The following is a 25,541-nucleotide window of genomic DNA, read 5'->3' as shown; positions in this document are numbered from 1 at the left end:
GGCCAGGTTGGCCACCAGCGCATCGTCGACGTCCACCCCGGTCAGGGTGACGTTGCCGGTGTTCTCCACCGTGACCGTGTAGTGGATGATGTCGCCGGCCGCGTCGACGCTGTCCTCGGTCGCCACCTTGGTGATGGTGAGGCTGGGGGTGAGCGCGAGATTGGTGTAGGTCACCGTCCAGTTGACGCCCTCCGCCAGGCTGCCAGACGTCACGCCGGTCTGTACGCTGGTGGTCGGGACCGCACCGCCCGAGACGACGGCGTTGAGGCTGGTCAGCTGCCATCCTGACTGGGTCAGTTCCTTGACCGCGTAGGTCACACCCACATCGAGGTTGCCGAACGTGATCTGGCCGCCGTTCGCAAGGGTGAAGGTCGTGATGCCGCCGCCCAGCAGGTTGCTGAAGTCGTCGGTCATCCCGATCCCGCCTCCGTTCACGTCGACGGCGCCAGCGACCAGTTGGAAGTGGTTGGTCCCGCTGTCGAGGACGCCGTCGCCGCCGGTGGACGCCGTGATGAGGCCGTCCACGACCGTGAAGACCTCTCCGCCGGCCTCGGTGAAGCGGCCATCGTCCTTGCCGTCGACGAGACCGTCGCCCGAAAGGTCGAGTTTTCCGTCGATGACATCGACGGAGTCGGCGGGGCGCGTGAACTCGAAGTTGAACGAGCCCACGGTGTTGCCGGTCGTCTGCTTCACGACCGTGATCGAGCCGGGGAAGACTACCGCCTCGCTCGAGAGCGAGCGGTCCTGCTGGCCGACGCCTTCAGAGGTGGCGGGATTGTTGTCCGCGAATCCCTCCAGCCGCATGTGGTAGGGCGAGCCGCTGATCCCGACCGCCGAGTTGCCTTCCCCCCAATCAGCACGCGTCGCGATGTGGCCGGACCAGGCCGCAACCACGTTGCCGGTGGTCGCGCCGCCCGCTCCGTCGCCGACGTACTTGAACATCACCGTGAGCGAGGTCGAGCTGTCACCGGTGTAACTTCCGGTCATGCGATAGACGGATCCGAGCTCTGTCGCGACGCCGGCGCCCGTCTCGGCCACCTGATCGTCGCCGGTTCCCCAGCGGCCGTCGGCGCCCCAGCCGGCCACGTTGCCGACCTTGGCATAGAGGATGTCGTCGGCGCCGCCCCAAACCCCGTCTGCGCCAGGGCTGAAGGCCCGGTCGTCCGCCGTGTTGACGATGTTGTCGGCGCCGGGGTCGATGTAGCGGAGGTCGGTGATGTTGCCGTAGAATGTGAAGTTACCGGCAGTTTGCGCGATCGCATTCGGGTCGATCGGGATGCCAAGGGTGGTCGGGGTCGCTGGGCCGCCGGCGAAGGCCAGGCCGGTAATCGGATTCGGGATGGTCTCGTCCCGACCCGCCGGGAAGCTGGTGTCGAACGTACCCAGATAGTCGATCGCGTGCTTGCCGCCCTTGGTCGTGTCCCACTGCATCGTCGTGAGATAGACGCCGCCTTCCGTCAGGCCCGTATAGACATCGCGATAGGCGACGAACTCGCCCTCCTTGTAGTGCGCCTGCTGGGCGCCGAGGTTGCCGTTCTGCCAGGTGTCCTTCGCGGAGCCCGAGGTGACCTTGGCGTCCGGAGCAGGTCCGTTGGCCCATTGTTCGAGGCTGAGCTTGATCGGCATCTTGAAAGTCCCCCTAGAACTGTCGCCGCTGCAAGGCGCACGAATTCGTCCCCCCGGCGAGCAACGCCGAGATCCTGAAAGTCTATCGATGAGTTGATGGGCTACGAGCGAACTAGCGAAGTCCGCCCTCGCGAGAAGGCGGGTGGCTTAGGACCAGCTTCTTCGCTTGCGAGTTCCGCAGCATGATCTGCAAATGCTCATCGCATAGCCTCCCAACGGCGATGCTGAACGCCGGACTCCCCACAAGGCATCCGGCGATACACCCCACTTCATGCTATTCACATAACGTCGATATCGACAATTAAGGTTACCGGCTATAGTCGCCGAGACCTTGCGTAACAACATTCGGTGGACGTCGTGCTCGCTTCAACAATATATGGAAGAATGAGTGCAATCTATCCGCGCTGATGAGCAACTATCGCTTGCAATGCGCGATGAGATTAAGATTCCGGCAAGCGGAGCAAGGCTGGTGATCTTGCTCATTCTGAGTAACTTCCCTGAGGCAAGAAGACGGCAACTCTGGATCGGAACAATTGGCTGGTTGATCGCGCGTCGCCCGCGATCCCTCTCAAGGTACGCCGATCCTAGTCGCCGACGTACTTGCACGCTGCACGCACCGGTGTGGTCCAGCCCACTTGTCGCCCGACACTGGGCAGGGCGAGACCGACCGCTCCGGACCTCCTCGCGGTAGGGCTGGATCGTCTGTTTCCGGGCGTCGACCGAAGGTCTGCTTCCGGCGCGACACGGACCATGCCCCAACCCGCCGGAACTCAGCGTTGCTCGTTTGGCTGCTCCGTCATCCGGCGGGCAAGCGCCACGAAGGCCTTGAAGGCGGCTGAGGGGTTCTTTCGGCCGGGGTAGTAGAGGCACAGGGCCGGCCGCTGAAGCGCGAAGCTTTCCAGCACCGGGATGAGACGGCCGGCCGCGATCTCGCTGCGCACGTCGGGCTCCATGAAGAAACCGAGTCCCAGGCCTTCCAGCACGGCCGTCCTGGAGAGCCCGGCCTCGTCCAGCGTGATGGGCCCCGTCACGTCGACATGGACGGTCTCCCCGCGGAGCTCGAACGGCCAGCGGAAGAGCGCGCCGTTCGGCAGCCGGATCCGGATGCAGGCGTGGTGGAGGAGGTCGCTCGGGACCTGCGGCGCAGGGCGGGTGTCGAAATAGCTCGGGGCGCCTACGACCACGTAGCGCAGCGCCGGGCTCACCGGCACGGCGATCATATCGCTGGGCACGAGATCCGCGACGCGGACCCCGAGGTCGAAGCCTTCGGCCACCACGTCGACCAACCTGCCTTCGGTGACGAGGTCCACATGCACATCGGGGTAGCGCCGCAAGTACTCCAGGATCAGCGGCGACAGGACCTCGCGGGCGGCGGTGGCGAACGCATTGATCCGCAGCACCCCCGAGGGCGTCGCCTGCTGTCCCCGCACAAGATCCATCGCCCCATGGATGTCCTGCAGCGCGGGGCCGACCTGTTGCACGAAGGTGCGCCCGGCGTCCGTCAGCGAGACGCTGCGGGTCGTGCGGTTGAAGAGGCGCACGCCGAGTGACGCCTCCAGCTTGGCGACGGCGTTGCTGAGCGCCGTCGTCGAGACGCCGAGATCGAGCGCCGCACGCCGGAAGGAGGCCCTTCGGGCGACGGCGAGCACCGCGCCGAGGTCGCTCAGGCCGGCTCGATACATTGTCCCGAGTTTCGTGACTTCACGTCCCGATCTGTCCGTCTTATCGCGACGATTGTCCATGGCTAGCTAGGGGGGAGCACCAAGGAGCCAAGACATGGACCTACATCGCGCGATCCAGACCTATTTCGACGCCGACGGGCGTCGCGACCGCGACGCCCTGACCAAGGCCTTCTGCCCAGACGCGACCGTGGCCGACGAGAGCCGCACCTACGAAGGCCGCGAGGCCATCGGCGCATGGTGGTCCGAGACGAAGGCGCAGTATGAGGCGGTCCTCAATCCCCTGGAGGCGACGCGGGCGGACGACGCGATCGTCGTGCGGACGCGGGTGAGCGGGAATTTCCCCGGGAGCCCCGCGACCCTGACCTTCGCCTTCCAGGTGGCGGGCGATCGGATCAAGGCCCTGGAGATCGGGGCATGAGCGGCTTCCTGTCTCTCGACGGCAAACGAGCGCTGGTCACCTCGGGCACACGGGGCGCCGGCGCGGCCACGGTGGCCCTGTTCCGCGAGTTGGGCGCCCGCGTCCTGACCGTCGCGCGATCGCGGGCGGACCGTTCTCCCGACCAGATGTTCGTCGAAGCCGACTTGAGCACGCCTGAGGGCTGCGACGCCGTCGCGCGGGCCACGGGCGAGCGGCTGGGCGGTGTCGACGTCCTCGTCCACATGCTGGGCGGCTCATCGGCGCCGCCGGGCGGGATCGCGGCGCTGGGCGACGAGATCTGGGCCAGGGAGCTCGACCTCAACCTGATGCCCGCCGTCCGCCTGGATCGGGGGCTCGTCCCGGGGATGGCGGCCCAGGGCGGAGGCGTCGTGATCCACGTCACCTCGATCCAGCATCTCATGCCGTTGCCGGAGGCGACGACGGCCTATGCCGCCGCGAAGGCGGCGCTCTCGACCTACAGCAAGAGCCTGTCCAAAGAGGTCGCGCCAAAGGGCGTGCGGGTGGTGCGCGTCGCCCCGGGCTGGATCGAGACCGAGGCCGCGGTGGCTTTGAGCGACCGCCTGGCCCGCGACGCCGGGGTCGACCGGGAGGGTGGCAAGCAGATCATCATGCAGTCGCTCGGGGGCATTCCGCTGGGCCGCCCGGCCAAGCCGGAGGAGGTGGCGAACCTGGTGGCCTTTCTCGCCTCGGAGCGCGCGGGGTCGATCACCGGCGCGGAGTACCTCATCGACGGCGGGACGGTCCCGACGGCCTGAACGGATCGGGAGGCGGCGGCGGCGCAGGCGACTTGGGCGGTTCGCGATGTCCGCTTCCCGGACCGAACTCAAGGTCAGCTACCGGCGCAGCGCAGCCCCTGCAAACGGCCACCTCCGAGCATCTTGCGCTTCCTCAAGGACGGCCCTGGCGGGCCGCCCCCGGGGCGTTCGAGGGTCATGGCGCAGCGAGCATCCCATGCAGAGCTCCAGAGGCCTGCTTGTCCAACGTTGAAAGCGGCTAGCCGCGACGGCCGACGTGAATGTTGCTCAGCGAGTCCAACATTCCGAAGACCTGAAGCAGCCAAATCACCACCGCAATGACGACAACAGCGTTCAAGATGCCTTTGATCGTCCCCTGCATGGGAATGAACCTGTTGACCAGGTAGAGCAGGACGCCAACCACGATCAGAACGACGACCAAGCTAATCAGGGACATCTCAATCCTCCAGCTGGCGCTTCTATTTGGAGGGCTCCGCCGCTGATGGTCGCGACGGCATTGGACGTTCTACTTCTTGGCGTCTTCAGCCGTTTCGGTCACGGCCTTGCCGGCGGACGTCGCGTCCTTGCCCGCGCCCGACACGGTGTTGCAGCCCGCCGCCGCCACGCAGGCCGCCAGGACGGCCATCAGAAGCACTTTCCGCATATCGATCTCCCAGTTGCTGAGCGTTGCTCCGCGCCGCCCTGACGAATGCGTCGGATGGCATGGTCAAGGTTCCACGAACTCGGGTCGATATCCTTGACGTGCGTCAAAGCGCGACCGCAGCGACGGCTGTCAGCCGTGCGCCACCCGCGGCGGCGGCAGCAATCTCGCAAGGGCGTCGATCAGATTGCCCTGGCGCAGAGGCTTCTGCAGGGCGAGGGCGTCGCCGTAACCCTCCCGGATGCTCGCGGCGTTATAACCGGTCAGGAAGACATAGGGCACGCCGCGCGAGACCAGGGAGTCGGCGACAGCGTAACTGAGTTCCCCGCTGAGATTGAGGTCGAGCACCGCCGCGTCGATAGCCTGGGCCGCGATGGTCTCCAGGGCCTGGCTGACGCTCGCGGCCGGGCCGATGACGACACAACCGAGCGCCTCCAGCATATCCTGCGTCGTCCAGGACACCAGGAGCTCGTCCTCGACAATCAGCACGCGTGTCCCCGGAAAGGTCGTCAGCATCGTTCAGTCGCCGGCCACCTTCGGCAGGGGCATGACGATATGGCACGCCGCGCCCGCGGGATCGTAGTCGAGGTGAACTTCGCCGCCCAGCATATCGGCCAACGCACCCTCGATCAGCCGCGAGCCGAAGCCCCGTCGGCTGGGCGGGGCGACCGCCGGGCCCCCGGACTCCTGCCAGGACAGGCGCAATTGGTCGCCCTGCGGCGACGGCTCGACCTTCCAGGCGATCGCGACCACGCCCGCGCCCGCCCCTGATAGGGCGCCGTACTTTGCGGCGTTTGTCGCCAGTTCGTGGAACACCATCGCGAGGTTCAGGGCCGCCCTTGCATCGAGGCGAACGTCGGCCCCCGTGAACGTGAAACGGGACGGAGGCTCGCCGGCGATTCCAAAGGGCTCCAGGATCCGATCGAGCAGCTCCCGCAGCCCGACTGCGAGCCATTCGTGCCGGCCCAGGATGCCGTGCACCTTCGACAGTGCGAGGATCCGCCCCTCGAAGGCCTCCACATCCTGCCTGTCGATCGCATTGCGCAGGGTCTGGCCGGCGATCGCCAGGACGGTGGCAAGGGTGTTCTGCGTCCGGTGGTTCAACTCGTCGAGGAGGAATCGCAGGTGCTCCTTCTCCCGGATGTGCCGCGTGAGGTCCACGAACGAAGCGAAGTGCTGCACGACGGCGCCGGCCTCGTCGCGGACAGGGCTGACGAAGACCCCGCCCCAGAACGTATCGCCATCCTTCCGGTGCAGCGGAAGCTCCAGGAGGTCCTCGCCACGTCCCGAGAACGCGGCCGCAAGCTGCTGTCGATGGTCTTCGTCGGCGTTCGGCGCCAAGAGAAACTCGAAGGCCTGGCCGAGAACTTCCACGCGCGCGTAGCCCGTCAGCGCCAGGAAGCTGTCGTTCGCGAAGATGATCCGGTCGCTGGGCTCCCGCGCGTTGGTGAATACCATCGGCATGCGGCTCGATTCCGCCGCCACGACGAAGGGGCCAAGGTCGTTGCGTCGGCTGTCGACCTCGGCCTCAGCCCCTTTCTGGCCTTCGGACTTGTGCGCTACCTGTGGCATGCGAATTCTTCCGAGGTCCGGTCGCCTTGACAGCCGGATCTATGCCCCGGCGACCGTACGGCCGGACCGGTCGAGTTCACTCTCGCGAAAGTTGCGCACCGAACCTTGGTCCCCGTCAAGCTTGCTAGGGCGGGAAAGCGCCTGGGCAATCCTTGTGACGGCTAGCGTGTGCAGTAGCGGCGGTATCCGTCCGGACCGATGTAAGTGCCGGTGCGCGCGTCGAAGCCGGGATGCGATCTTGCGCAGCGATCGCGCCAGTCGCGGTCGTTGCGGTGGGCGTAGTAGTAGCGGCGGTCCTCGTTCGAGCCGGCGATCGCCGTGCCCAGTATGAAGCCGATGATCCCCCCGGCGATGACCGCGCCGGTCTGGTCCTGGGCTTCATAGTGGTCGCCCCGCCAGACGTAGCGATGCTGGCTCTGCCGCTCGTAGCGTAGCCGCTCGCGGCAGTCGTCGCGCCGCTCGCCGCTGTAGCAGGTCGCGCGATAGCGATCAGCCCTGTAGCCGGACCTGCCATCGTACGGCCCCGTGGCGCAGGCCGCGGAGGATAGAGTGGCGATCGTCAGAAGGGTGGAGATCAGGATCTTGCGCATGGAATTGCCTCCTGGTGCGCTGCGGATGTGTGAGAGGGGTCAACGCCAGGCGTTGCGCGCGATATCGAGGATGTAGCCGTCGGACCGATCGATCAGGGCGACGTCGCCGTTCAGCCAGATCCAGACGCAGCCGCGGGGCGGCCGCGGCAGGCCATAACGCTCGTAATGGCTGACAGTGTAGGCCCGGAACCAGCGGGGCAGGTATTCGCCCTCCCGCCAGTGGTGGTTGCGGTACTGGCGGGGAACCCGGACGTAACCGACCTGCGGGACGAAGAAGAAGCCGACGCGGGGACCGACGAACAGCCGGAAGCCGCTGTCGCTGCGCCACCAGTCCGGCGAACGGCGCCAGGTGGCGTAGCGGTCCCAGCTCTGGTGCTCTTGGCGCCATTGCTGGCCCGCGCGGTCGCGCGCCGGCCCACGGGCGGGCGCACGCCACTCCCCGAGCGACAGGGCCGCCGGCGGGGCGACGGCCGGCGGCTGAACACGTGCCTGACCGGGCGGACGAGCCTGCGTCCGCTCAGAGGGCGGCGGGTTCGGGCGCACGGGGCGTTCCGGCGCGGCCGGCGTCTGGACCGGCTGGCCGGCCCCTTCGTGGCGACCCTTGTCCGCGCCCTTTCCTTTGGGCGTCTCCTTGTCGTGGTCGGCCTTGTCGGCGCCGCGTTGCGGGGCCGTGGGCGGGTCAGCCAGCGCCGTCCCAGGCAAGACGAGGCAGGCCACGACGGCGGAGAGCAGGAGACAGCGTTTCATGGCGATGTCCTTCGGGGCGCGTGGGGACGGCTAAAGGCGAACGCCGCCAAACAGCCAGAGGAGGATGACGATGATGAGGACCGTGCCCAGGACACCGCCCAAGCCGGGCAGTCCATAGTTGCGGTGGGCGTAGTATCCGCCACCGGCGCCGAATAGAAGTAGCAGGATTATGATGACCAGAATGAGTGACATTGTGTCGTCCTTGTCTCTTGATTGACGACGTGAAGTCGTCAGGCGCTTGCGAAGAACTCAGAACTGCAACTAGGAACACAGTTGTTCGTCGGGAACCTGAATTCCGCGTGCCGCCGAAGCGGTCGCCGGCAGGGACAGGCGGAAGCGCACGCCGGCCGGTGTGGATTCAAAGGCGATGCGGGCGCCAAGCTTCTGGCTGAGGCTACGCACCAGGCGAAAGCCGAGGCCGCCGTCGGTCTCAGGGTCGAAGGCAGGCGGAAAGCCGTCGCCGCTGTCGATGATCTCGAGCCGCACCTCGCCGCCCGCGTCGCTGCGGCAACGGACCAGCACCGTGCCGGGCTGGGCGCCGTGGCACGCGTGCTTGAGGGCGTTGGTTATGACTTCGGCGGCGATCTGGCTGAGCGGCAGGACCTGCTCGGACCGCACGACGCAGCCCGGTGGCAAGTCCTCGACGATCCGCGCCGCCCCGCCCAGGCCGCTCGCGAACGGCGCGCAGACCTCGCGCAGATGCGCCCCGAGGTCGGCCACGCCCGCCGGATCATCGGCGACCAGGGCGCGGTGGAGCCTGGCGACGGCGGCGATCTGAGCGCCCACGCCATCCAACAGCACGTGCACGGAGTCGAGGCTCGGCGGCTCGCCCAGGCGGTCCACGTCGGCGGACTTTAGCCGGACATAGCCCATCAGCAGGGCCAGGTGATTGGCGATCCGGTGATCGGCCTCCGCGAGCAGGAGCGCGACGTCGAATGGGATGACCTCGTCGTGCGAGCCCAACTCGGCTGTGCCGGAATCCATGAGAGGGAGGGCGGCGCCACGCATGGTCAGGAGTCCCACCGCTCGTCCGCAACGCGCCGATCGAGCGGTTAACCCACGTTAACCTTTGAGCTCGACCATTCGTTGATCTGCATCAAGTCGTCGACTCTTCCGGGAGAGAGGCTGGCGGTCAGACGATCTGCAGGAGGTCGCGAAGCCATGGGGCGCTTCGACAGGCGATCCGCCGCCGGGCCAAAAAGGGGCGCGCCAACGCCGTCGCCGGCGCGCACGGGCAGCCTGCTGAGGCCGGTCCCGACTGGCTTGAAGCCGCCAATCGGGACGAAAGGGCTGACTGCTCTTGGATACGATCCGCCAAAGGCGGAAGGCCGCTACCGGGTCGCCTTGTGGAGGGCGTCCTTGGCCTTTCCGATGGTCTCCTTGGCCGAACCGACGATCTTGTCGGCGATCCCTTCGGCCTGCAGCTTCTCGTTCCCGAGCGCCTTGCCGACGGTCTGCTTTGCGGCGCCAACGGCCTTTTGGGTCGCGCCTTCGATGCGTTCACGGCTCATGATGTGGTCCTCGGTTGAGTGAAGTTTGCCGGATCAAGCTGCGCCTCCTTCGGCGGGTCCGTGTTGACCCTGATCAAGGCGCCGGAAGCCCTGCCCGTCCATGATGCGCAGAGGGCAGGACAAAGAAGTGACCCTCCCGGCCGCCTCCGCGGGCCATGATCGCCAGGAGTCTATCCATGATTTATCGGGTGACCGCCGAGCGCATCGACGCCCATGGCAGCCTGGCGCGCACGAAGGACGCGAGCCTTGTCCTGGATACGGACGTCGCGGGACGCCAGGACGCCTTCAACCCCGCCGAACTGTTCCTGACCGCTATCGCCGCCTGCATGATCAAGGGCATCGAGCGCGTGACGCCGATGTTGAAGTTCGAGCTTCGCGGCGTGGAGGTGAGGTTGTCGGCGGAACGCCAGGATTCGCCGCCGCGCATCCTGCGGGTGGACTACGAACTGATCGTCGACACCGACGAAGACGACGGGCGCCTCGCCCTTCTGCACCGCAATGTCCGCAAGTACGGGACCATCTCGAACACGGTCGCCGCCGCGACCGTTCTGGAAGGCGCAATTCACCGCGGCGTGACCCACGCGGCGGCCTGAACAGCTGCCCCAAGACGCCTGGGAGGCGCGGATGACCTACGTGTTCTCGAAGACCCTCGCCATCTCCTTCGACGACGCAGTCGCCAGGACACGCTCCGCCTTGGCGGAGGAAGGCTTCGGCGTCATCACCGAGATCGATATCCAGAAGACCCTGAAAGCCAAGATCGGTGTCGACTTCCGGCGCTACTTGATCCTCGGCGCGTGCAACCCGACCCTAGCCTACGAGGCGCTGAGCCTGGAAGCCAACGTCGGCGCCATGCTGCCCTGCAATGTCGTGGTGCAGGAGTCCGGCGACGGCCGCACGGAGGTCTCCGCCATCGATCCGGTCGCTTCGATGCAGGCGATCGACAATCCCGGCCTCAAGGCGAAAGCCGGGCTGGTGGCGGACAAGCTGCGGGCGGCCATCGGGCGGCTGTAGCAAGCGCCTGCGGGCATCCGCGGGGGTGTTCGCCGGCCCCGCCTGACCGCAACAGCAATGGGACCGCAGGATCAAGGACCACCATGATCCGCCTCCATCGCTCTCCTTGCCCTTCTTGGCGGTGTGGGCGCGCGCCGCCTGCGCGCCGGTGTGGAAAGCCGTTGTGCGGGTGACGTTCTGGGGCGCGATGGCCCTGGCGATCACAGCCGGTATCGGCGCTGCGTTCGGCGTGACCGCCTGAACGCCGAACCTCCGAAGCGGGCGCCCGTGAAGGCCACCTACCTGCTGACCAGGCGTGATGACCTCACCCAGGCGGAGCGCCACGAGACCTGGCACAGGGACCACGGGCCGCTGGTGGCGAGCTTCACGGGGTCGCTCAGGATGGCGAGGTACGCCATCGCCGCTGGACGGCGTCACCGAGGTCTGGGTCGATCCGCAGGCCGCGGGCGGGGGCGCGGACGAGGCGCGCGAGGCCAGCATGGCGCGCTGGTCGAGGACGAGGGCGGTTCGTGCAGATGGATAAGTCGCGCCTGCCCGCGAGCACGTGATCCTCGACCACACGCGCTCCGGCGCCGGCGACTAGGCCCGCACGTCGAGTCGCGTCGCCCGCTGTGCAGGCGCGACCTTGATTTCGTCGCCGAGGCTCAAGGTCTCCGCCGCCCGGGCAAGCGTCTGCGCCAGCTGGATCGTGACCGGCAGCCGCATCGCTCGCCACGTTCCTTCGCCCATGTAACGAAGCTGTACCGTCACCATCGGAATACCCCCGTTATTTGCGTAACCGAGATATCTGACATTGGTGAACGCGGCGCCAGCCGCCTTGGTTAACTCAACCCCCGATCACCAATATGGGTATGCGCAACCCGCGCCTTCCGGGAGGGTGGCGTCGTGAAGGACGCGCCGGCCCTATTGCCGTCGCAAAGCGGAGCTTGGCTGCCCGGCGAGCGGGAGGGGCGGCATGCGGGCGGCGATCCTGGGGTTTGCGGCGATGCTGGCCACCGCGACCGCGCAGGCGCAGGCGATTCCGCCGTACGTGGCCGCGGCGGTGGCCAGCCCCGAGCGGGCGGCGCGGGAGCGGGACGTGGGCCAGAAGCCGGCCGAGGTGCTGGCCTGGTCGGGCGTGAAGCCGGGGGACAAGGTCGCCGATTTCTGGCCCGTGCCGCCCTACTCCACGTCGCTGCTCAGCCTGGTGGTGGGCGCGAAGGGGCGGGTCTATGCGATCGTGCCGCCGAAGCTCTTGAAGGACGCGCCCGAGGCCGACGGCAAGGTGCGCGAGATGCTGGCGCCCTACGCCAACGTGGTGCGGCTGGACCAAGCCTTCGACCGGTTCGTCGCGCCGGAACCGCTGGACGTGGTCTGGATGGGCAAGACCTATCACGACTTCCCCAACGTCCAGGAGATGGGCCCGCTGGACATCGCGGCGCTGAACCGTGCGGTGTTCGAGGCGCTGAAGCCCGGCGGCGTCCTGATCGTCGTCGACCACGCCGCGGCGCCGGGATCGGGCTTCCTCGACACCGAGTCCGACGACGCCAGGCGCCTGCACCGGATCGACCCCGAGGTGGTGAAGCGGCAGGTGACGGCGGCGGGTCTCGAACTGGTCGCCGAGAGCCCGCTGCTGGCCAACCCGGACGACGACCGCACGAGGAGCCCGTTCGATCCGGCGTTGCGCAACCGCACCGACCGCTTCGTGCTGAAGTTCCGTAGGCCCACGCGGTAGGGGAGCCGTCGGGGCGGGCTGATATTCCGGAGCGCTTCGGGACACCATACCTAGCGCCGCCCGCGGGCCTTGGGTGACGGCGGCCAGCGGGCGAGGTCAGGCTGGAGGTGGGGATCGTCCCGCAGGCTCTCTTCGCCCGGGGGGACGCGCAACCCGTCGCCGCTAGTCGAGCTTCCCCTGGAACGCGGCGGCGTCCACGGGACCCTCAAACGCGATGAAGAGCGTGCAGGGCTGGCCGTCGCGGCAGTCGGCCTCATGCGGCAGGCCGGCGGGTCCGAAGGCGTACATGCCCGGCGTCAGGGTCGCCGCCGGAGCGCCCTGGTATTTCACCCGCAGCTCGCCCGTCACCAGGACCATCCGCTCGGCCGACGTATGGGTGTGGGCCGGCAGCCGCTGACCGCCCTTCACGCGCAGGAAGACGTCGGCGTTGGGCTTGGCCGGGTCGCCGTGCAGCACCGCGATCTCGCACCCTGCCGGAAAGATCGCGGGACAAGGCCCCCACTTGAGCGCCGGGTCCGCCGCCTTGATCGCGAGCGGCGCCTCGCCCTGCGGCGCCGCCGACGCGGAGGTTGCGGTCAGCGCCAGCGCGCCGGCGACCGCCGTGGCTTGCCGTGAGAAGTTCATGAGATCGCCTCCTTGATTGGCGCCACGCTACCATCCGTTAGACGACGGCTCCCCGCCAGTATCTGAACCGGCAGCCTCTCAAGGCCGCGGGTCAGGCCGCCTACTTCCGGAAGAAGTCGTGGACGCGCTGCGCCAGCTGCTGGCTGACGCCTTCAACCTTGGCGAGGTCCTCGACGCTGGCGCGGCTGACGCCGCGGGCGGAGCCGAAGGCGTGCAGGAGGGCCTTCTTGCGGCCCGGACCCACGCCGTCGATCTCGTCCAGCGGGTTCTTCTTCATGTCGATGGCGCGGCGCGTGCGATGCGTGCCGATGGCGAAGCGGTGGGCCTCGTCGCGCAGGCGCTGGAGGTAGTAGAGCACCGGGCTCTTGGGCTCGAGCATGAAGGGCTCGCGGCCGGGGATGAAGAAGCGCTCGAGGCCGGCGTCGCGGTCGGGGCCCTTGGCGACGCCGACCACCGGGATGTCGTCGACGCCGAGGTCGGCCATGATCTCCAGCGCCGCGGCCAGCTGGCCGGCGCCGCCGTCCACCAGCACCAGGTCGGGGCGGCCGAAGCCGGAGTCGGCGGGGGCGATCCCCTCCTCTTCCTCTTTGACGAGGCGCGCGAAGCGGCGGCGCAGCACCTCGCGCATCATGCCGAAGTCGTCGCCGGGGGTGAGCTCGGTGCTCTTGATGTTGAACTTTCGGTACTGGCTCTTCTGGAAGCCCTCGGGGCCGGCCACGATCATGCCGCCGACGGCGTTCGTGCCCATGATGTGGCTGTTGTCGTACACCTCGATCCGCTCCGGGTTTGCCTCCAGCCCGAAGGCCTCGCAGACGCCGGCCAGCAGCTTCGACTGGGCGGAGCTTTCGGACATCTTGCGGCCCAGCGCCTCGCGGGCGTTGACGAGGGCGTGGTCGACGATCTGGCGCTTCTCGCCGCGCTGGGGTTTGGCGATCTCCACCTTGCGGCCGGATTTCTGGGCGAAGGCCTCGGCGATGAGGTCGCGCTCGGTCGGCTCGACGTTGACGAGGATCAGCTTGGGGATCGGCTTGTCGTCGTAGAACTGGCCGAGGAACGCGCCCATGACGTCGGGGTCCTCGTCGGAGCGGTCGACGCGCGGGAAGTAGGCGCGGTTGCCCCAGTTCTGGCCGGCGCGGAAGAAGAACACCTGGACGCAGGCCTGGCCGCCCTCGGCGTGCAGGGCGAAGACGTCGGCCTCGTCGACGGTCTCGGGATTGATCGAGGTCTCCTGGGCCACAGAGGCCAGGGCGCGGATGCGGTCGCGCAGGCGCGCGGCGCGCTCGAACTCCATGTCGTCGGAGGCGGCCTGCATCTCGGCGGCCATCTTGCCCATCACCGCCCGGCTCTTGCCGCGCAGGAAGTCGCCGGCCTGCTCGACCAGGGCGGAGTAGTCCTCGATGGAGATCAGGCCCGTGCAGGGCGCGGCGCAGCGCTTGATCTGGTGCAGCATGCAGGGCCGCGTGCGGCTCTCGTAGACGCTGTCCGAGCACGAGCGCAGCAGGAACGCCTTCTGCAGGGTGTTGAGCGTCTTGTTGACCGAGTAGGCGCTGGCGAAGGGGCCGAAATAGTCGCCCTTGATGGTGTGGGCGCCGCGGTGCTTGCGTAGCTGGGCGGCCGGGTGCTCGCGGCGGATGACGATCTCGGGGAAGGACTTGTCGTCGCGCAGCAGCACGTTGAAGCGCGGCTTCAGCTGCTTGATCAGGTTGATCTCGAGCAGCAGCGCGTCGGTCTCGGTGCGGGTGGTGACGAACTCCATGGCCCGCGTGGCGTCGACCATGTGGGCGATGCGCTGGGTGTGGAAGCGGCCCTGGGCGTACTGCAGCACGCGCTTCTTCAGGCTCCGCGCCTTGCCGACGTAGAGGACCTCGCCGTCGTCGCCCATCATCCGATAGACGCCCGGCCGGTCGGGCAGGCGGCGGCATTCGTCCTTGATGAGCGCGGCGCCTCTGAGGGGCGCGGAGACTTCCGACATGGCGCGAATATAGGCGAGTCCGGCGGCGGCTGTAGGGCCGGCTAGACCTTCACCGCGCCGGTCTGCAGCTTGTCCCAGACCGACTTGGTGACCTTCACATAGCCCCGCTTGGGATCGTGGAAGAACAGGGGTCCCCGGATCTTCGACGGGTCGTAGCCGTCGGCCACGAGGTCGAGCTTGCGGATCTTGAAGGTGCCCGTGGTGTCGAGCGCCGGCAGCAGGCGCACGAACAGCGGCTGGGCGTAGGTGGGCAGTTCGCGCTTCACGTGCTCGCCGAACGCCTTGGCGTCGAAGGCGCCGTCGATGACCAGGGCCGCCATGCCGGCGCGGCCGTCGGCGCCGTCGACCGTGACGCCGTAGACGTTGGCCTCCTCAACGCCGGGGAAGGCCAGCAGGCGCTCGGCCACCTCGTTGGTGGAGACGTTCTCGCCCTTCCAGCGGAAGGTGTCGCCGATGCGGTCGACGAAATAGAAGTAGCCGTCCGCGTCCATCCGCATCAGGTCGCCGGTGGCGAACCAGGCGTCGCCGCGCTCGAAGACGTTGGTCAGCACCTTCTTCTCGGAGGCGGCCTTGTCGAGGTAGCCGGTAAACTCGGTGCGGGCGTCGCCGCCGGCGATCGCGCCCACGCATTGGCCCACCTGCCCGGGGCCGCACTCGATGCACAGGCCGTCCAGCCCGCGGATCACCTCTTCGGTCTCGACATCGTACTGCACGAGGCGGACGTTGAACTTCTTCTTCAGCCACTTGGGGATCCGGCCGATCGCCCCCTCGCGGCCGTCGAAGTTGAACATCGAGACGTTGCCCTCGGTGGAGCCGTAGAACTCCAGGATGTCGGGCACGCGGAAGCGCCGCTTGAGCTCGGCCCAGACGTCGGGCCGCAGGCCGTTGCCGAACGCCAGCCGCAGCTTGTGGCGGGTCTCGTCCTCGTCGAAGTCGTGGTTCACCAGGTAGCGGCAGAGCTCGCCGATGTAGACGAACATCGTGCAGCCCTCGGCGACGATCTCCTTCCAGAAGTGGCTGGCCGAGAACCTGCGCCGCAGCACCACCGAGCCGCCGTTCAAGAGCGCCGTGCCGATGCCGCAGAGGCCGCCGGTGGCGTGGTAGAGCGGCAGGGTCACGTAAACGCGGTCGTTGGAGGTCGCGCCCGTCGCGCCTGCGAAGCCGCGCATCATCAACTGGGCGCGCATGTGGGTGATCTTCGCCGCCTTGGGCAGGCCCGTGGTGCCGGAGGTGTAGATCAGGAGCGCGGTGTCGGACGCGGTCATGCCCTCCCGCACCGAGCGGTCGGGGGGCAGCTGGCTGCAGCTCTTGAGCGCCTGGGAGAGGTCGCGCTGGTCGCCGTGCGCACGGCCCAGCACCCACTCCTGCATCTTGCGGTCGAGCAGCGGCCGGGCCTGCTCGAAGACCGGCGAGGTCTCCGGGTCGACGATGACATGGTTAGCGCCCGCGATGCTCAGGCAGTGCGCCAGGGGCAGTCCGGCGAGCTGGTTATTGATGAGGGCGGTGACCACGCCCACCTTCGACAGCCCGTACCAGACCGCGAAGTACTCCATCCGGTTCGGCATGAAGAGCGCCACGACATTTCCGCGCCGCAGGTTCAGGCTCTTGGCCCAATGGGCGTAGCGGTTGGCCATGGCGTCGAGCTCGCCATAGGTCAGGGTGCGGCCCTCGAAGGTCATCGCACGCTCGCCGCGCCAGCGGTCGACGGCCGCCTGGATGTCGTCGCAGATGAGGTTCTCGCTGTCGCGGGCGATGGTCTTCACCCGCTTCAGGGTGCGCTGGAGCCCCTGCCAGAACCGCAGGTCGCGCTTCACCCTGGCCTGTAACCGCATCCACATCTCCCGTCGGGATGCGACCTTGGCGAGAGCCGGACGGGGCGGTCAAGCGCCCGAGCATCTTCGGCGCGCCGAAGATGCTCGATCTTCAGGAGGTGTGGCATTCGTCTCCTGACGAATGCCGGGACACACTTGTTACGAGAAACGCTCCCAGGCGGCCTGGCGGCTGACGCCCAGCGCCTCGCCGATCTGCGCCCAGCTCACCTCGCGGGTGCGCAACTGGTCGACGACCCACTGGATCTGGGTCTGCTTGCCCTTGATGGTCGCGTCGACCGACGGAAGCTGCGCGAGCAGCCGTTCGGTGGGCATCTTCTCGGGATCCTCGAAGGCGCTCAGGTCGGGCGTGCGGCCCTCCATGTAGGTCTGGCAGAGGCCCACGCAGGTGTCGCAGATGAAGATGTTGCCGGGCCCGGCCACGAGCTTGTCCACCTCGTGCTGCGACTTCAGGCAGAACGAGCAGTAGTAGGTCACGTCAGGACCTCCTTGACTTCGACCGTCAAGATATCCTTGACAATCGCTGCGTCAAGACATCCTTGACGCTGCGAATTGCGGCAGCTGTGCGGCAATATCGAGATGAGATTTCGTCAGACTATCTCGCCCCCGCTTGTGTAATCCCGGGAAGCTCTACAGCAGATGTGTGTAACGGCAACGCTTCGAGCGGAACCATGAACGAAAAACGCCGTTTGTTCCCTTCGACAGATCCTGGAGGGATAAGCATGTCGATGGACCATGAGCGCGACCTTTCCGAGTCGCCGAACACCGAAGAGGACGGCGGCCTGTTCGCCGCGCGGCCGATCTGGGAGCAGCGCGGCCGCAAGCGCCTCGGTGGCCGGAAAGCGGCGGCTGCGCCCGCCCCCACGATCTCGCCCGAACCCCGCACCTTCGCGGCCGAGCGCGACTATGAGGAGCCGATGGCCCTCGACACGCCGGTCGATCCGGTGAGCGGCGATTACCCCCGCGCCAGCTATGCCGACATGCATCAGAACGCAGCGCCGGCGACCGTCGCCACGGGCGCGCCTCTCGCAGCTTCCGAGGCCGCCCAATCGGACAGCATCGTCGCCGCCCCGATCGGCCGGCCTTCGACGCGCGCCGACCGTGCGCCACGCTCCAAGGGCGTCGGCCCTGCCGCGATCGCCGCCGGCGTGGTGGCCCTGGGCGCCATCGGCGCCGCGGGCTGGTACGCCAGCCGCGACAACGACGGCATCCCGGAACTGGCGCCCGGCCAGGTCAGCGAAGCCCAGGTGGCGACCGCCCCGCTGCCCCCGGTGGACCTGCCGCCGACCCCGCCGGCCGCCGCAGCCGACACAGCGGTGAACCCGCCGCCGGCCGCCGCCGAGCCTCCGCGCGCCACCGTGCAACCGGTCGCCCCCCGGCGCATGGCTTCGTCCACGCGCACCCGTCCGGCCGCTGCCGCGCCGAGCGCCGAAGACACCGCCGTGAACACCAGCACGACGGCGATCCCGGCCGGCCCGCAGCCCTACTCGACGCTGAACCCCGGCGCAGCGCCGCCGCCGCCGGTGAACCCGACGCCGACCCAGGCGGCCCCGCCGCCCAGCGAAACGCCGGCCGCGGTTCCGGCGACGCCGCCGACCCTGCCGACCGAGGCCACTCCGCCGACCGACCCGGCGCCGACCACGACCGAGCCGCCGATGTAGGGCCCACAGGATCCGTTGGGGACTCTGAGAGGGCGGCACGCCAACAGGCGCGCCGCCCGTCTCATGCCGGACGTCAGCCGACGGTGATCCAGGCGCCGGTCAGCGACGACATCGAGACGCCGACCAGGACGAGTTGGCCCGCGCTCATGGTGATCACCGTGTCGGCCCCGACCTCGGTGACCGTGTAGGTCGTGCCGGCGTCGAGCAGCACCCGGTCGCCTTCGGCGCGGTTGAAGTCCAGCACCCGGTCCAGCCCCGCCTCGGCGAAGGAATGGAAGGTGTCCGCGCCCGCGCCGCCGGTGATGGTGTCGTTGTCACGGTCGCCAGAGACGTAGTCGTCGCCGGCTCCGCCGAAGAGAATGTCGTCCTGCTGGCCGCCGCGGACGATGTCGTCGCCGGCGTCGCCGTGCAGGGTGTCGGAGCCCAGGTTGCCGTAGACGATGTCAAACGCGTCGCCGCCCGAAAGGACGTCGTTGTCCTTACCGCCGACCACCCAGTCTTCGCCGAGGCCGCCCGAGCCGGTGTCGTTCCCCATGTTGCCGTTGATGTCGTCGAAGCCCGCGCCGCCGACGACGCTGTCGTTCCCCTCCTCGCCGCGCAGGTAGTTCGATCCGCCGCCGGTGTCGGAGATGCGGTCGTCGCCGAGGCCGCCCCAGACCACGTCGTCGCCCGCGCCGCCGTCGAGGGTGTCGGCGCCCCATCCCCCGAACAGGTCGTCCTGGCCGCCGTTGCCCTGCAGCAGGTTGGCGACCTGGTTGCCGATAAGGAGATCGTCGCCGCCACCGCCCCGGGCGGCCTCGATCTGCGCGCCCTGGGCGATCGTGTAGCCGCCGATGGCGAACCCCCCGTCAATCAGCAGCGAGGAGAAGAAGCCCCCCGCGGACTGCACGACGTCAGTGATCTCGTCCTGCGCATAGTCGTCCAGGCCGGCGTAGATGCGCGAAGACTGGGCCACGTCGCCGATAACGTCCGCCAGATCCGCGGCGAACGCGGTGGTCCGCAGGGTGGCGGTGTTGAGGTTCAGCAGCACGCCGGACGAGCCGTCGTAGGCGATCTCGTCGAAGCCGGCCGAGTCCCAGATGCAGATGTAGCCATGGCCGTTCTGCACCGTCCCATCGGCCCCATCGAGGTCCTGCGTCGCGCCGAGGCGATAGGTCGTGGCGCCCGTGTTGGCGACGGCGGCGCCGTACTTCGCCTGCAGCACCGCCACGTCCAGTGCCATCGGCGTCAGCGGCATGCCGATCTCGCCCGTCTCGGCGTCGGCGAAGTCGACCCAGTTGTACGACATGACGGTGAAGACGCTGTGGTCCAGGCCGGTGGGCAGCCCCGTCGCATGGCTCAGTCCGAGGGTGTGGCCCAGCTCGTGGAGCACGATCCACTGCTGGGTCTGCTCGTAGTAGTAGTCGTCCCAGGTCATCCGGTTGAAGGCGAGGATGGGCACCTTGCCCGGCTCGCCGGCGATCCCGGCGACGTCGAGGTTGTCGGGCCGCCGGAAGTCGCTGACGAAATAGTTGGCGTCGAGGCCGTTCGAGACGCTGTAGGTGAACGCCGCATAGCGCTGCATGATCGCCAGCGACCGGCTCACCAGGTCCCACATCGGTTCAGTGAGCCCGAGGCTCGCGGTCACGTAGACCGATGGCAGGACCGAGATGAAGTGACCGGTTTCGGCCGGGTCCGATGGGTCGACCCGGTTGAAGGTGATCCCGCCCACCCAGCGCAGGCCGCTGTCGACGGCGTCCAAAACCGCGTTCCCGGACAGGACTGTGGATTCGGACGATGCCGGCATCGGACGCTGCGCCTTTACTCACTCAGGCGGCGAACAGCGCCACCCCCCGCTTCAGGCTGCCGCAAAACAAGGCGAAGTTGCAAGCGGCGCGAACGCCACTGCCTCCGCGGCTCAACCCTCGCCTTCGATCCCGAGCAATTCGATCTCGAACAGCAGGGTGCTGCCGGACGGGATCGGCGCGCGGTCGCGCTCGCCGTAGGCGATGGTCGAGGGGATGACGAACTCCCAGGTCTCGCCGACGCGCATCATCGGCACGCCCTCCTGCCAGCCCTTGATCAGGCGGCCCAGAGGGAACGTCGCGGGCTGGCCGCGCGAGCGGGAGGAGTCGAACTCGCGCCCGTCGATGAAGCGGCCGACGTAGTGGATGGTGACCGTGGACTCGGCGGTCGGCTTCGGCGCCGAGCCCTTGGCCGCCTTCACGCGCCGATACTGCAGGCCGCTCTCGGTGACCCTCCAGCCGGGCCGCGCGGCGCTCCAGACCTCGTAGGCCCTCTGCCCCTGGATCCATTGTTCCTGCGGCGTGCCCGTGTAGGCGACCTGGGCCGCGGGCGGCGCGGCGGGCGCGGTGGCGCAGGCGCTGAGCGCCAGGACGGCGACGGTGGCGGAGATGAGGCGGGCGGGCATGCGCGATCCGTGGCGGCTGCGGGACGCGGGAACCTAGGCCGAATCCGGTCGCCGCGCACACCCACCCTGACCGGGACGAGAACCTGCAGCGCGGCCGCCTCGCCGGGCGGGTCCACAAGTAATCGCGCGAACCGGAGGGATCAAAAATCGCCTCCGTGCGTTGCGGCTAAGCTGTCCACAGCGAAGGTCAAGAACTCGCCTCCCGTCACAGCCAAGCTATGCCCAACAACCGCCGCCTTTGGGCCGGATGCAGGGAGCAGTGACAGCTTAATGTCGGCGGGCGCGCTCAATCGGATTGGAGGAACTTGGATGATTCTGCGTGCTTCGAAAGTCGTGATTGCGGGGGCATTGGTGTTGGGCATGGCGGGCCTCGGAGGCTGCGCCACCAAGAAGTATGTGCGGGAGCAGACGGCCGTCGTCGGCTCGCGCGTAGACGTCGTGGAAACCCGCGTGAGCAGCGTCGAAGGCACCGCCAAGGACGCGCTCGATCGGGCGACCGCCGCCGGCAAGCTGGCCGAGGGCAAGTTCCTGTTCACCGAGGTGCTGTCGGACGACAGCATGAAGTTCCCGGTGGACGAGGCGACCTTGTCGCCTGAGGCCCAGGCGCGTCTCGACGCCTTCGTCGAGAAGCTGAAGACCGAAAACAAGAACGTCTATGTCGAGGTCCAAGGCCACACCGACGCCACGGGTCCGAAGGACCACAACTACAAGCTCGGCGAGGAACGCGCCGAGGCGGTCCGCCGCTACCTGAACCAGAAGGGCGTGGCGCTGAACCGGATCGGCACGATCTCGTACGGCCCGGACTCTCCGAGCGCCGACAATACGAGCCGTGAAGGCCGGCAGCAGAACCGTCGCGTCGTGCTGGTGGTCCTGAGCTAGGAGACGGACGGCGTCGCTCCGTCCGCGTGATCCATGGCGCATCTTGGCCGTGAGCAGACGAGGCGACGCCGCCTGATTTCGTGGGGCCTGAGCGGGGCTGCGCATGGGGCGCTGGTCATCGCCCTGATCCTGGTCCAGCCCGCCGCGACGCCCCCGCCGCCGGCCGAGCCGGTTCCGATTCCCATCATGCTGGCGCCGCCGCCCGAGCCGCCGCCGCCGCCCGAGCCTGAGCCGGAGCCCCCGGCGGAGAAGCCCAAGCCGGCCCCGCCGAAGAAGGCGCCGCCCGCACCCAAGAAGCCCCCGCCCCCGCCGCGCGTGGTCGCCCGCGTGAAACCCGCCCCGCCGCAGGTCGTCCCCCTGCCGGCGGCGGAGACGGCGTCCTACGGCTTCACAGAGGCGAGCGAGGGTCAGGTCGCGGGCGCGGCCACGGCCGAGTCCGGGGGCGGCGGCAGCGGTGGGGGCGCCGGCTGCAACATGACGCGGCGCCTGCAGACGGCGCTGCGCCGCGACCGCCAGGCGCAGGCGGCCATGGCCGAGGCCCACCGTGGCCGGCCCATCCTGATGTGGAACGGCGACTGGGTGCGCCATCCGAGCCAGGAAGGCGCGGGCCTCGCGGCCGTGCGGGAGGCGATCCTGTGGGAGGTCGGCTTCGCGCCGGAGGCCTGCAAGAAGGAGACGCAGCGGGGGCTGGTGCTGATCTCGATGAACGACGCCCCCGGCTCGGCGCGCCTGGTGGTGGGCTCTGGCCAGTGGCGCTGGTCGGACCTGCTGTTCACAAGGGGCAGCGGCCGGACGTTGCGGCGCTAGTTCCGGGCCCGGGCCGCCAGGCGACGGGCTTCGGCTTCGGTCATGTCGGGCGGCCAGGCCAGGCCAGCGCGCCACTTCAGGCGGTGGCAGCCGGGGCATGGCCACTGCACCCGGCGCGCGACGACATCGAGCCGCGTGGCGTGGCCGCCGGCTTTCAGCTCGCGCAGGCGGCCCAGCACACGCTCGGGGTTGTAGCCCTTGGCCCAGCCGCACATGGCGCAGGTGATGGTGAGCCGGCAGCCGGGATAGCGCGCCGCGTCCCCGACCGAGGCCTCGGGCCCGACGGGGATGACGCGCATGGGGCGGGGATCGCGGAAGGACATGGCCGGAACAAAAGCAGAACTTACTCGCTTGGGCGACTCCGCGGGAGTTGCGTTTTGCGGCCTCTTCCGCGTCTCGGTTGTCGTCCGCAGACCCTGCGGCTCAGCCCCTTGAAACCTGCGCAAGCGACTCCAAAATCATCGACCGCGCCCGTTCGTCTCCAGAGCGGGCGTCTGGAGAAAGGATCGAATTTTCAGGAGACAAGCCATGCGGCTCGCCACATCGGAACAGCTTATCCATGAGCAGGGCCTGCGCGCCCTGCTGGCGCGGCAGCTCCGCCCCGCCGTCGGGTTCCTCCACCCCCGCGACGTTCTGAAGGATCAGGACCTGGCCCCTGACGAGAAGCGCGCCGTCCTGTCGTCATGGGCCTCCGACGCCTCCGCCGTTCAGGATCAGCCCACCCTGCGCTGGCTCCTGGGGACGCCGGAGCCCGTGCCCTTCGCCGACGTGCGCGACGCCCTCGAGCGCCTGGACCGCGAGCTGTCCGCCCGCACCGACGCCTGAAAACCGTCCCCTGGAAGCGAGAGGAGCCCGAAGATGCGCAGGATCGAAGTTGCGCCCCTTTCGGAGGGGTGGCGCGTGCGGATCGACGACGTGAGGAACGACCTGGTGTTCCGCAGCGGCCAGACGGCCGAGGCTGCGGCCCGGCGCCTGGCGGACCGGCTTGGTCGCGCCGGCGAGACGTCCGAGCTGTGGATCCGACTGCGTGACCATAGCCTGGCGGCGCGCCAGATCTGGCCCGCCACGACTGCGCTGCCGGAGCGCGAGGCCTCGGAGGCGGCCGCCTAGCCCTCGTGCAGGGTGAGCATGTCGGCGCGGCTGGGCAGGTGGGCCTCCATCGCGCACGTGAGGCCGCCGGGATCGAAGGTCATGGCCGCCGAGCCGCGCAGCTCGCCCCGCATTGCGCGCTCGATGAGCCGCGAGCCGAATCCGCGGCGCGTGGGCGCCACGACCGTCGGCCCGCCCGTCTCGACCCAGGTGAGGCGCAGGCGGTCGAAAGGGCCCTGGATCGACCAGGTCAGGTCGACCCGGCCGGTGGTGTTCGACAGCGCCCCGTACTTGGCCGCGTTGGTGGCCAGTTCGTGGAACACGAGCGCGAGCGTGAGCGCCGCGCCGGGCGCGAGCCACGCGTCGGGGCCGTCGATGCGGATCCTGTTGGAGGCCACGCCGCCGAAGGGCCGCAGCGCGCGCTCGGCCACCTCGAGCAGGGCCGCGCCGTGCCAGCGCTCGCGGGTCAGCACCTCGTGGACCTCGGAGAGCCCCATGAGCCGAGCTTCGAACTTGTCGTAGGCCTGCACCGGGTCGGGTTCGACGCGGAGCGTCTGGGCCGCGATCGACTGCACGGTGGCGAGCGTGTTCTTCACCCGGTGGTTCAGCTCGTTGATCATCAGCCGCAGCTGGCCCTGATAGCGCTGCTGCTCGGCCTCCGCCTGCTTGCGCGCGGCGATGTCGGCGATCACCGAGATGAAATAGTCCGGGGCGCCGTCGGGCCTGCGCACCAGCGAGACCGTGAGGTCGATCCAGACCGCCTCGCCGGATCGGGTGAGGTAGCGCTTCTCGATGGAATAGGTGTCGATCTCCCCGGCCAGCAAGGCCATGGCCTGGGCGACGTCGCTGTCGAGGTCCTCCGGGTGGGTGATCTCCTGGTACGTGCGGGCGAGCAGCTCGTCGCGCGGGTAGCGGGAGATGTCGCAGAAGCGGTCATTGACCTCGAGGAACCGGCCGTCGGGCGAGACGCGGGCGACGCCCATGGCCGCCTGGGTGAAGACCGCCCGGTACTGCCGTTCGGCCGCCTCCAGGCGCAGGCGGGCTTCGACGCGGGAGGTGACCTCCTCGGTGTAGAGCACCAGGCCGCCGATCTCTCCGTCGTCCGTGCGCCAGGGCGCGACCGACCAGCGGACCCAGTGCAACTGGCCGTCGGCGCGCTCGAACGCCTCGCCTTCGTGGCTGAGCTCGACGCCCTCGGCCAGCACCCGGGCGTGGATGTCGCGCCAGTGCTGGGGAATGTCGGGGAACACCTCGTAGTGCTGGCGGCCCTCGAGCGGCATGTCGCCGGGCATGCCCTGGTCAGTGAGGAACTGGGCCGAGGCCACGAGGTAGCGCATCTCACGGTCGAAGATCGCGACCCCGAGCGGCGCCTGGCGCAGGGCCGTCAGCGCGCCCGCGCGAGCGGCGGCGTCGTTCGCCGCGTCGAGCCTGGCCGCCGAGCCGATGCTGTCCAAGTGCCGATCGTCCAACTGCGGATCCGTCTTCCCTAGGGGAGACGCAGCATAGCCCCGCGGGTGGGCGGCGCTAATGCCTCGAGAACATGGACCTGTCGGGGGAGGGGTCGTCGGCCGACCAGGCGCCCGGTCAGGGGGGCTGGGGGGGCTGTTCAGGATCCGGACCGGATGCGGGTCAGCCGACGAATGGGAATAAGCAGGCGCCCTGTGTTCGTCACAGGTCCGGAATGAGGCCATTTCGGGGCGTGGCGGGACCGCAACAAGCCGGGAGAGAAATTCAACCTGTGGCGGGTGTGCGCTTGAAGCCCGGCCGGCTTTGGAGGATGACGTATGGTGACGGCGCTGGTCTTCTCCTCTGGAAGGCGGCCGGCGTTGGGGCGTGGGGCCCCCGCAGCGCTTCCGGATCCTTCGGGGTCTGTGCGGGCCAAAAGGTGAAGCGGCAAAAGGCGGCGCGCAGGCGCCGCCTTCTTGCATTTGGGCCTTCCCGGGCCTGAAGCTTTCTTGCGCCGGGGACCTTGGCGAAGCGCGG

At 68.7% G+C, this 25,541-nt stretch carries 29 protein-coding genes and 1 pseudogene; 10 read left to right on the top strand and 20 right to left on the bottom strand.

Annotation, left to right across the window (positions count from 1 at the left end):
* Nucleotides 1-1,626 (bottom strand): DUF7507 domain-containing protein (locus tag VGD44_RS13725; RefSeq protein ID WP_331087941.1); only part of this gene is annotated, 1,626 nt, incomplete at its 3' end.
* Nucleotides 1,627-2,396: 770 nt separating this feature from the next.
* Entirely contained in the window at nt 2,397-3,308 is a 912-nt protein-coding gene (locus VGD44_RS13720) for a LysR family transcriptional regulator (protein ID WP_331087939.1), read from the bottom strand.
* 94 nt (nt 3,309-3,402) lie between these two features.
* Here VGD44_RS13720 and VGD44_RS13715 point away from each other — a divergent pair, with 94 nt between their 5' ends.
* Together VGD44_RS13715 and VGD44_RS13710 are read left to right on the top strand one after the other, a co-directional pair.
* Nucleotides 3,403-3,726, top strand: coding sequence for a nuclear transport factor 2 family protein (locus VGD44_RS13715; RefSeq protein WP_331087937.1), 324 nt, complete (start codon nt 3,403-3,405; stop codon nt 3,724-3,726).
* Nucleotides 3,723-4,502, top strand: coding sequence for an SDR family oxidoreductase (locus VGD44_RS13710; protein ID WP_331087935.1), 780 nt, complete (start codon nt 3,723-3,725; stop codon nt 4,500-4,502). The genes VGD44_RS13715 and VGD44_RS13710 overlap by 4 nt, the downstream gene beginning before the upstream one ends.
* Before the next feature lie 238 nt (nt 4,503-4,740).
* Here VGD44_RS13710 and VGD44_RS13705 read toward each other — a convergent pair whose 3' ends face one another.
* The 9 genes from VGD44_RS13705 to VGD44_RS13665 all read right to left on the bottom strand — a co-directional run bounded on the left by VGD44_RS13705 (nt 4,741) and on the right by VGD44_RS13665 (nt 9,562).
* Nucleotides 4,741-4,938 carry a Thivi_2564 family membrane protein gene (locus tag VGD44_RS13705; protein WP_331087933.1) on the bottom strand — a complete coding sequence of 66 codons (198 nt, stop codon included), beginning with the start codon at nt 4,936-4,938 and terminating at the stop codon, nt 4,741-4,743.
* A gap of 69 nt (nt 4,939-5,007) precedes the next feature.
* Nucleotides 5,008-5,145 carry an entericidin EcnA/B family protein gene (locus tag VGD44_RS13700; RefSeq protein ID WP_331087931.1) on the bottom strand — a complete coding sequence of 46 codons (138 nt, stop codon included), beginning with the start codon at nt 5,143-5,145 and terminating at the stop codon, nt 5,008-5,010.
* A 129-nt stretch (nt 5,146-5,274) separates the two neighbouring features.
* On the bottom strand, nt 5,275-5,658 hold the full coding sequence (locus VGD44_RS13695) for a response regulator (RefSeq protein ID WP_331087929.1): 384 nt from the start codon (nt 5,656-5,658) through the stop codon (nt 5,275-5,277).
* A 3-nt stretch (nt 5,659-5,661) separates the two neighbouring features.
* A complete protein-coding gene (locus VGD44_RS13690) occupies nt 5,662-6,714 on the bottom strand; it encodes an HWE histidine kinase domain-containing protein (protein WP_331087927.1) in 1,053 nt (350 codons plus the stop codon).
* A gap of 161 nt (nt 6,715-6,875) precedes the next feature.
* Complete coding sequence (locus VGD44_RS13685) at nt 6,876-7,304, bottom strand: hypothetical protein (protein ID WP_331087925.1); 429 nt, start codon at nt 7,302-7,304, stop codon at nt 6,876-6,878.
* Between the two features lie 39 nt (nt 7,305-7,343).
* The gene (locus VGD44_RS13680) at nt 7,344-8,051 is read right to left on the bottom strand and encodes an RcnB family protein (protein WP_331087923.1); all 708 of its coding nucleotides are present in this window, start codon (nt 8,049-8,051) and stop codon (nt 7,344-7,346) included.
* Nucleotides 8,052-8,081: 30 nt separating this feature from the next.
* On the bottom strand, nt 8,082-8,243 hold the full coding sequence (locus VGD44_RS13675) for a DUF3309 family protein (RefSeq protein ID WP_331087920.1): 162 nt from the start codon (nt 8,241-8,243) through the stop codon (nt 8,082-8,084).
* Between the two features lie 69 nt (nt 8,244-8,312).
* On the bottom strand, nt 8,313-9,059 hold the full coding sequence (locus VGD44_RS13670; RefSeq protein WP_331087918.1) for a sensor histidine kinase: 747 nt from the start codon (nt 9,057-9,059) through the stop codon (nt 8,313-8,315).
* Between the two features lie 323 nt (nt 9,060-9,382).
* Nucleotides 9,383-9,562: a CsbD family protein gene (locus tag VGD44_RS13665; protein WP_331087916.1), complete on the bottom strand. Its 180-nt coding sequence runs from the start codon at nt 9,560-9,562 to the stop codon at nt 9,383-9,385.
* Between the two features lie 188 nt (nt 9,563-9,750).
* Between VGD44_RS13665 and VGD44_RS13660 the strand changes: the two genes are divergently transcribed.
* Entirely contained in the window at nt 9,751-10,155 is a 405-nt protein-coding gene (locus tag VGD44_RS13660; RefSeq protein WP_331087914.1) for an OsmC family protein, read from the top strand.
* Nucleotides 10,156-10,186: 31 nt separating this feature from the next.
* Complete coding sequence (locus VGD44_RS13655) at nt 10,187-10,573, top strand: DUF302 domain-containing protein (RefSeq protein WP_331087912.1); 387 nt, start codon at nt 10,187-10,189, stop codon at nt 10,571-10,573.
* A 579-nt stretch (nt 10,574-11,152) separates the two neighbouring features.
* On the opposite strand, the gene VGD44_RS13650 is transcribed toward VGD44_RS13655, so the two are convergent.
* The gene (locus VGD44_RS13650; protein WP_331087910.1) at nt 11,153-11,278 is read right to left on the bottom strand and encodes a hypothetical protein; all 126 of its coding nucleotides are present in this window, start codon (nt 11,276-11,278) and stop codon (nt 11,153-11,155) included.
* Nucleotides 11,279-11,528: 250 nt separating this feature from the next.
* Between VGD44_RS13650 and VGD44_RS13645 the strand changes: the two genes are divergently transcribed.
* Nucleotides 11,529-12,287 (top strand): methyltransferase, encoded by a 759-nt coding sequence (locus VGD44_RS13645; protein WP_331087908.1) that lies wholly within the window; start codon nt 11,529-11,531, stop codon nt 12,285-12,287.
* A 162-nt stretch (nt 12,288-12,449) separates the two neighbouring features.
* Here VGD44_RS13645 and VGD44_RS13640 read toward each other — a convergent pair whose 3' ends face one another.
* From VGD44_RS13640 to VGD44_RS26525, 4 genes and pseudogenes are all read right to left on the bottom strand, one after another.
* Complete coding sequence (locus VGD44_RS13640) at nt 12,450-12,911, bottom strand: cupin domain-containing protein (RefSeq protein ID WP_331087906.1); 462 nt, start codon at nt 12,909-12,911, stop codon at nt 12,450-12,452.
* A 100-nt stretch (nt 12,912-13,011) separates the two neighbouring features.
* A complete protein-coding gene (gene uvrC / locus VGD44_RS13635) occupies nt 13,012-14,883 on the bottom strand; it encodes an excinuclease ABC subunit UvrC (RefSeq protein ID WP_331087904.1) in 1,872 nt (623 codons plus the stop codon).
* A gap of 41 nt (nt 14,884-14,924) precedes the next feature.
* The gene (locus VGD44_RS13630; protein WP_331087902.1) at nt 14,925-16,721 is read right to left on the bottom strand and encodes a long-chain-acyl-CoA synthetase; all 1,797 of its coding nucleotides are present in this window, start codon (nt 16,719-16,721) and stop codon (nt 14,925-14,927) included.
* Between the two features lie 362 nt (nt 16,722-17,083).
* Nucleotides 17,084-17,189, bottom strand: a pseudogene (locus VGD44_RS26525) (ClpX C4-type zinc finger protein); the annotation flags it as partial.
* 245 nt (nt 17,190-17,434) lie between these two features.
* Between VGD44_RS26525 and VGD44_RS13620 the strand changes: the two are divergent.
* Nucleotides 17,435-18,373, top strand: coding sequence for a hypothetical protein (locus VGD44_RS13620; RefSeq protein ID WP_331087898.1), 939 nt, complete (start codon nt 17,435-17,437; stop codon nt 18,371-18,373).
* A gap of 73 nt (nt 18,374-18,446) precedes the next feature.
* Here VGD44_RS13620 and VGD44_RS13615 read toward each other — a convergent pair whose 3' ends face one another.
* Nucleotides 18,447-20,114: a hypothetical protein gene (locus VGD44_RS13615; RefSeq protein ID WP_331087896.1), complete on the bottom strand. Its 1,668-nt coding sequence runs from the start codon at nt 20,112-20,114 to the stop codon at nt 18,447-18,449.
* 156 nt (nt 20,115-20,270) lie between these two features.
* Entirely contained in the window at nt 20,271-20,783 is a 513-nt protein-coding gene (locus tag VGD44_RS13610; protein WP_331087894.1) for an FKBP-type peptidyl-prolyl cis-trans isomerase, read from the bottom strand.
* A 360-nt stretch (nt 20,784-21,143) separates the two neighbouring features.
* On the opposite strand from VGD44_RS13610, the gene VGD44_RS13605 reads away from it, so the two are divergent.
* Complete coding sequence (locus VGD44_RS13605; protein ID WP_331087892.1) at nt 21,144-21,662, top strand: OmpA family protein; 519 nt, start codon at nt 21,144-21,146, stop codon at nt 21,660-21,662.
* A 33-nt stretch (nt 21,663-21,695) separates the two neighbouring features.
* Nucleotides 21,696-22,469 carry a hypothetical protein gene (locus tag VGD44_RS13600; RefSeq protein ID WP_331087891.1) on the top strand — a complete coding sequence of 258 codons (774 nt, stop codon included), beginning with the start codon at nt 21,696-21,698 and terminating at the stop codon, nt 22,467-22,469.
* Here the strand turns inward: VGD44_RS13600 and VGD44_RS13595 are convergent.
* Complete coding sequence (locus VGD44_RS13595; RefSeq protein WP_331087889.1) at nt 22,466-22,768, bottom strand: hypothetical protein; 303 nt, start codon at nt 22,766-22,768, stop codon at nt 22,466-22,468. The two genes, VGD44_RS13600 and VGD44_RS13595, sit on opposite strands and share 4 nt — an antisense overlap.
* 229 nt (nt 22,769-22,997) lie before the next feature.
* Here VGD44_RS13595 and VGD44_RS13590 point away from each other — a divergent pair, with 229 nt between their 5' ends.
* Both VGD44_RS13590 and VGD44_RS13585 read left to right on the top strand, forming a co-directional pair.
* Entirely contained in the window at nt 22,998-23,294 is a 297-nt protein-coding gene (locus VGD44_RS13590) for a hypothetical protein (protein ID WP_331087887.1), read from the top strand.
* A 33-nt stretch (nt 23,295-23,327) separates the two neighbouring features.
* Entirely contained in the window at nt 23,328-23,579 is a 252-nt protein-coding gene (locus tag VGD44_RS13585) for a hypothetical protein (protein ID WP_331087885.1), read from the top strand.
* On the opposite strand, the gene VGD44_RS13580 is transcribed toward VGD44_RS13585, so the two are convergent.
* Complete coding sequence (locus VGD44_RS13580; RefSeq protein WP_331087883.1) at nt 23,576-25,027, bottom strand: PAS domain S-box protein; 1,452 nt, start codon at nt 25,025-25,027, stop codon at nt 23,576-23,578. The genes VGD44_RS13585 and VGD44_RS13580 overlap by 4 nt on opposite strands.
* Nucleotides 25,028-25,541 lie beyond the last annotated feature (514 nt).

Source organism: Phenylobacterium sp., assembly GCF_036402295.1.
GTDB lineage: Bacteria > Pseudomonadota > Alphaproteobacteria > Caulobacterales > Caulobacteraceae > Phenylobacterium.
Note: the sequence above shows the minus strand (reverse complement) of the source record. Positions and strands in the feature narration are given on the sequence as shown.

Bases quoted from the DNA above. Each gene is read 5' to 3' on its own strand.
- VGD44_RS13720 (WP_331087939.1), bottom strand. From the start codon at position 3,308: ATGTATCGAGCCGGCCTGAGCGACCTCGGCGCGGTGCTCGCCGTCGCC.
- VGD44_RS13715 (WP_331087937.1), top strand. From the start codon at position 3,403: ATGGACCTACATCGCGCGATCCAGACCTATTTCGACGCCGACGGGCGT.
- VGD44_RS13710 (WP_331087935.1), top strand. From the start codon at position 3,723: ATGAGCGGCTTCCTGTCTCTCGACGGCAAACGAGCGCTGGTCACCTCG.
- VGD44_RS13705 (WP_331087933.1), bottom strand. From the start codon at position 4,938: ATGTCCCTGATTAGCTTGGTCGTCGTTCTGATCGTGGTTGGCGTCCTG.
- VGD44_RS13700 (WP_331087931.1), bottom strand. From the start codon at position 5,145: ATGCGGAAAGTGCTTCTGATGGCCGTCCTGGCGGCCTGCGTGGCGGCG.
- VGD44_RS13695 (WP_331087929.1), bottom strand. From the start codon at position 5,658: ATGCTGACGACCTTTCCGGGGACACGCGTGCTGATTGTCGAGGACGAG.
- VGD44_RS13690 (WP_331087927.1), bottom strand. From the start codon at position 6,714: ATGCCACAGGTAGCGCACAAGTCCGAAGGCCAGAAAGGGGCTGAGGCC.
- VGD44_RS13685 (WP_331087925.1), bottom strand. From the start codon at position 7,304: ATGCGCAAGATCCTGATCTCCACCCTTCTGACGATCGCCACTCTATCC.
- VGD44_RS13680 (WP_331087923.1), bottom strand. From the start codon at position 8,051: ATGAAACGCTGTCTCCTGCTCTCCGCCGTCGTGGCCTGCCTCGTCTTG.
- VGD44_RS13675 (WP_331087920.1), bottom strand. From the start codon at position 8,243: ATGTCACTCATTCTGGTCATCATAATCCTGCTACTTCTATTCGGCGCC.
- VGD44_RS13670 (WP_331087918.1), bottom strand. From the start codon at position 9,059: ATGCGTGGCGCCGCCCTCCCTCTCATGGATTCCGGCACAGCCGAGTTG.
- VGD44_RS13665 (WP_331087916.1), bottom strand. From the start codon at position 9,562: ATGAGCCGTGAACGCATCGAAGGCGCGACCCAAAAGGCCGTTGGCGCC.
- VGD44_RS13655 (WP_331087912.1), top strand. From the start codon at position 10,187: ATGACCTACGTGTTCTCGAAGACCCTCGCCATCTCCTTCGACGACGCA.
- VGD44_RS13650 (WP_331087910.1), bottom strand. From the start codon at position 11,278: ATGCGGCTGCCGGTCACGATCCAGCTGGCGCAGACGCTTGCCCGGGCG.
- VGD44_RS13645 (WP_331087908.1), top strand. From the start codon at position 11,529: ATGCGGGCGGCGATCCTGGGGTTTGCGGCGATGCTGGCCACCGCGACC.
- VGD44_RS13640 (WP_331087906.1), bottom strand. From the start codon at position 12,911: ATGAACTTCTCACGGCAAGCCACGGCGGTCGCCGGCGCGCTGGCGCTG.
- uvrC (WP_331087904.1), bottom strand. From the start codon at position 14,883: ATGTCGGAAGTCTCCGCGCCCCTCAGAGGCGCCGCGCTCATCAAGGAC.
- VGD44_RS13630 (WP_331087902.1), bottom strand. From the start codon at position 16,721: ATGTGGATGCGGTTACAGGCCAGGGTGAAGCGCGACCTGCGGTTCTGG.
- VGD44_RS13620 (WP_331087898.1), top strand. From the start codon at position 17,435: ATGTCGATGGACCATGAGCGCGACCTTTCCGAGTCGCCGAACACCGAA.
- VGD44_RS13610 (WP_331087894.1), bottom strand. From the start codon at position 20,783: ATGCCCGCCCGCCTCATCTCCGCCACCGTCGCCGTCCTGGCGCTCAGC.
- VGD44_RS13605 (WP_331087892.1), top strand. From the start codon at position 21,144: ATGGCGGGCCTCGGAGGCTGCGCCACCAAGAAGTATGTGCGGGAGCAG.
- VGD44_RS13600 (WP_331087891.1), top strand. From the start codon at position 21,696: ATGGCGCATCTTGGCCGTGAGCAGACGAGGCGACGCCGCCTGATTTCG.
- VGD44_RS13595 (WP_331087889.1), bottom strand. From the start codon at position 22,768: ATGCGCGTCATCCCCGTCGGGCCCGAGGCCTCGGTCGGGGACGCGGCG.
- VGD44_RS13590 (WP_331087887.1), top strand. From the start codon at position 22,998: ATGCGGCTCGCCACATCGGAACAGCTTATCCATGAGCAGGGCCTGCGC.
- VGD44_RS13585 (WP_331087885.1), top strand. From the start codon at position 23,328: ATGCGCAGGATCGAAGTTGCGCCCCTTTCGGAGGGGTGGCGCGTGCGG.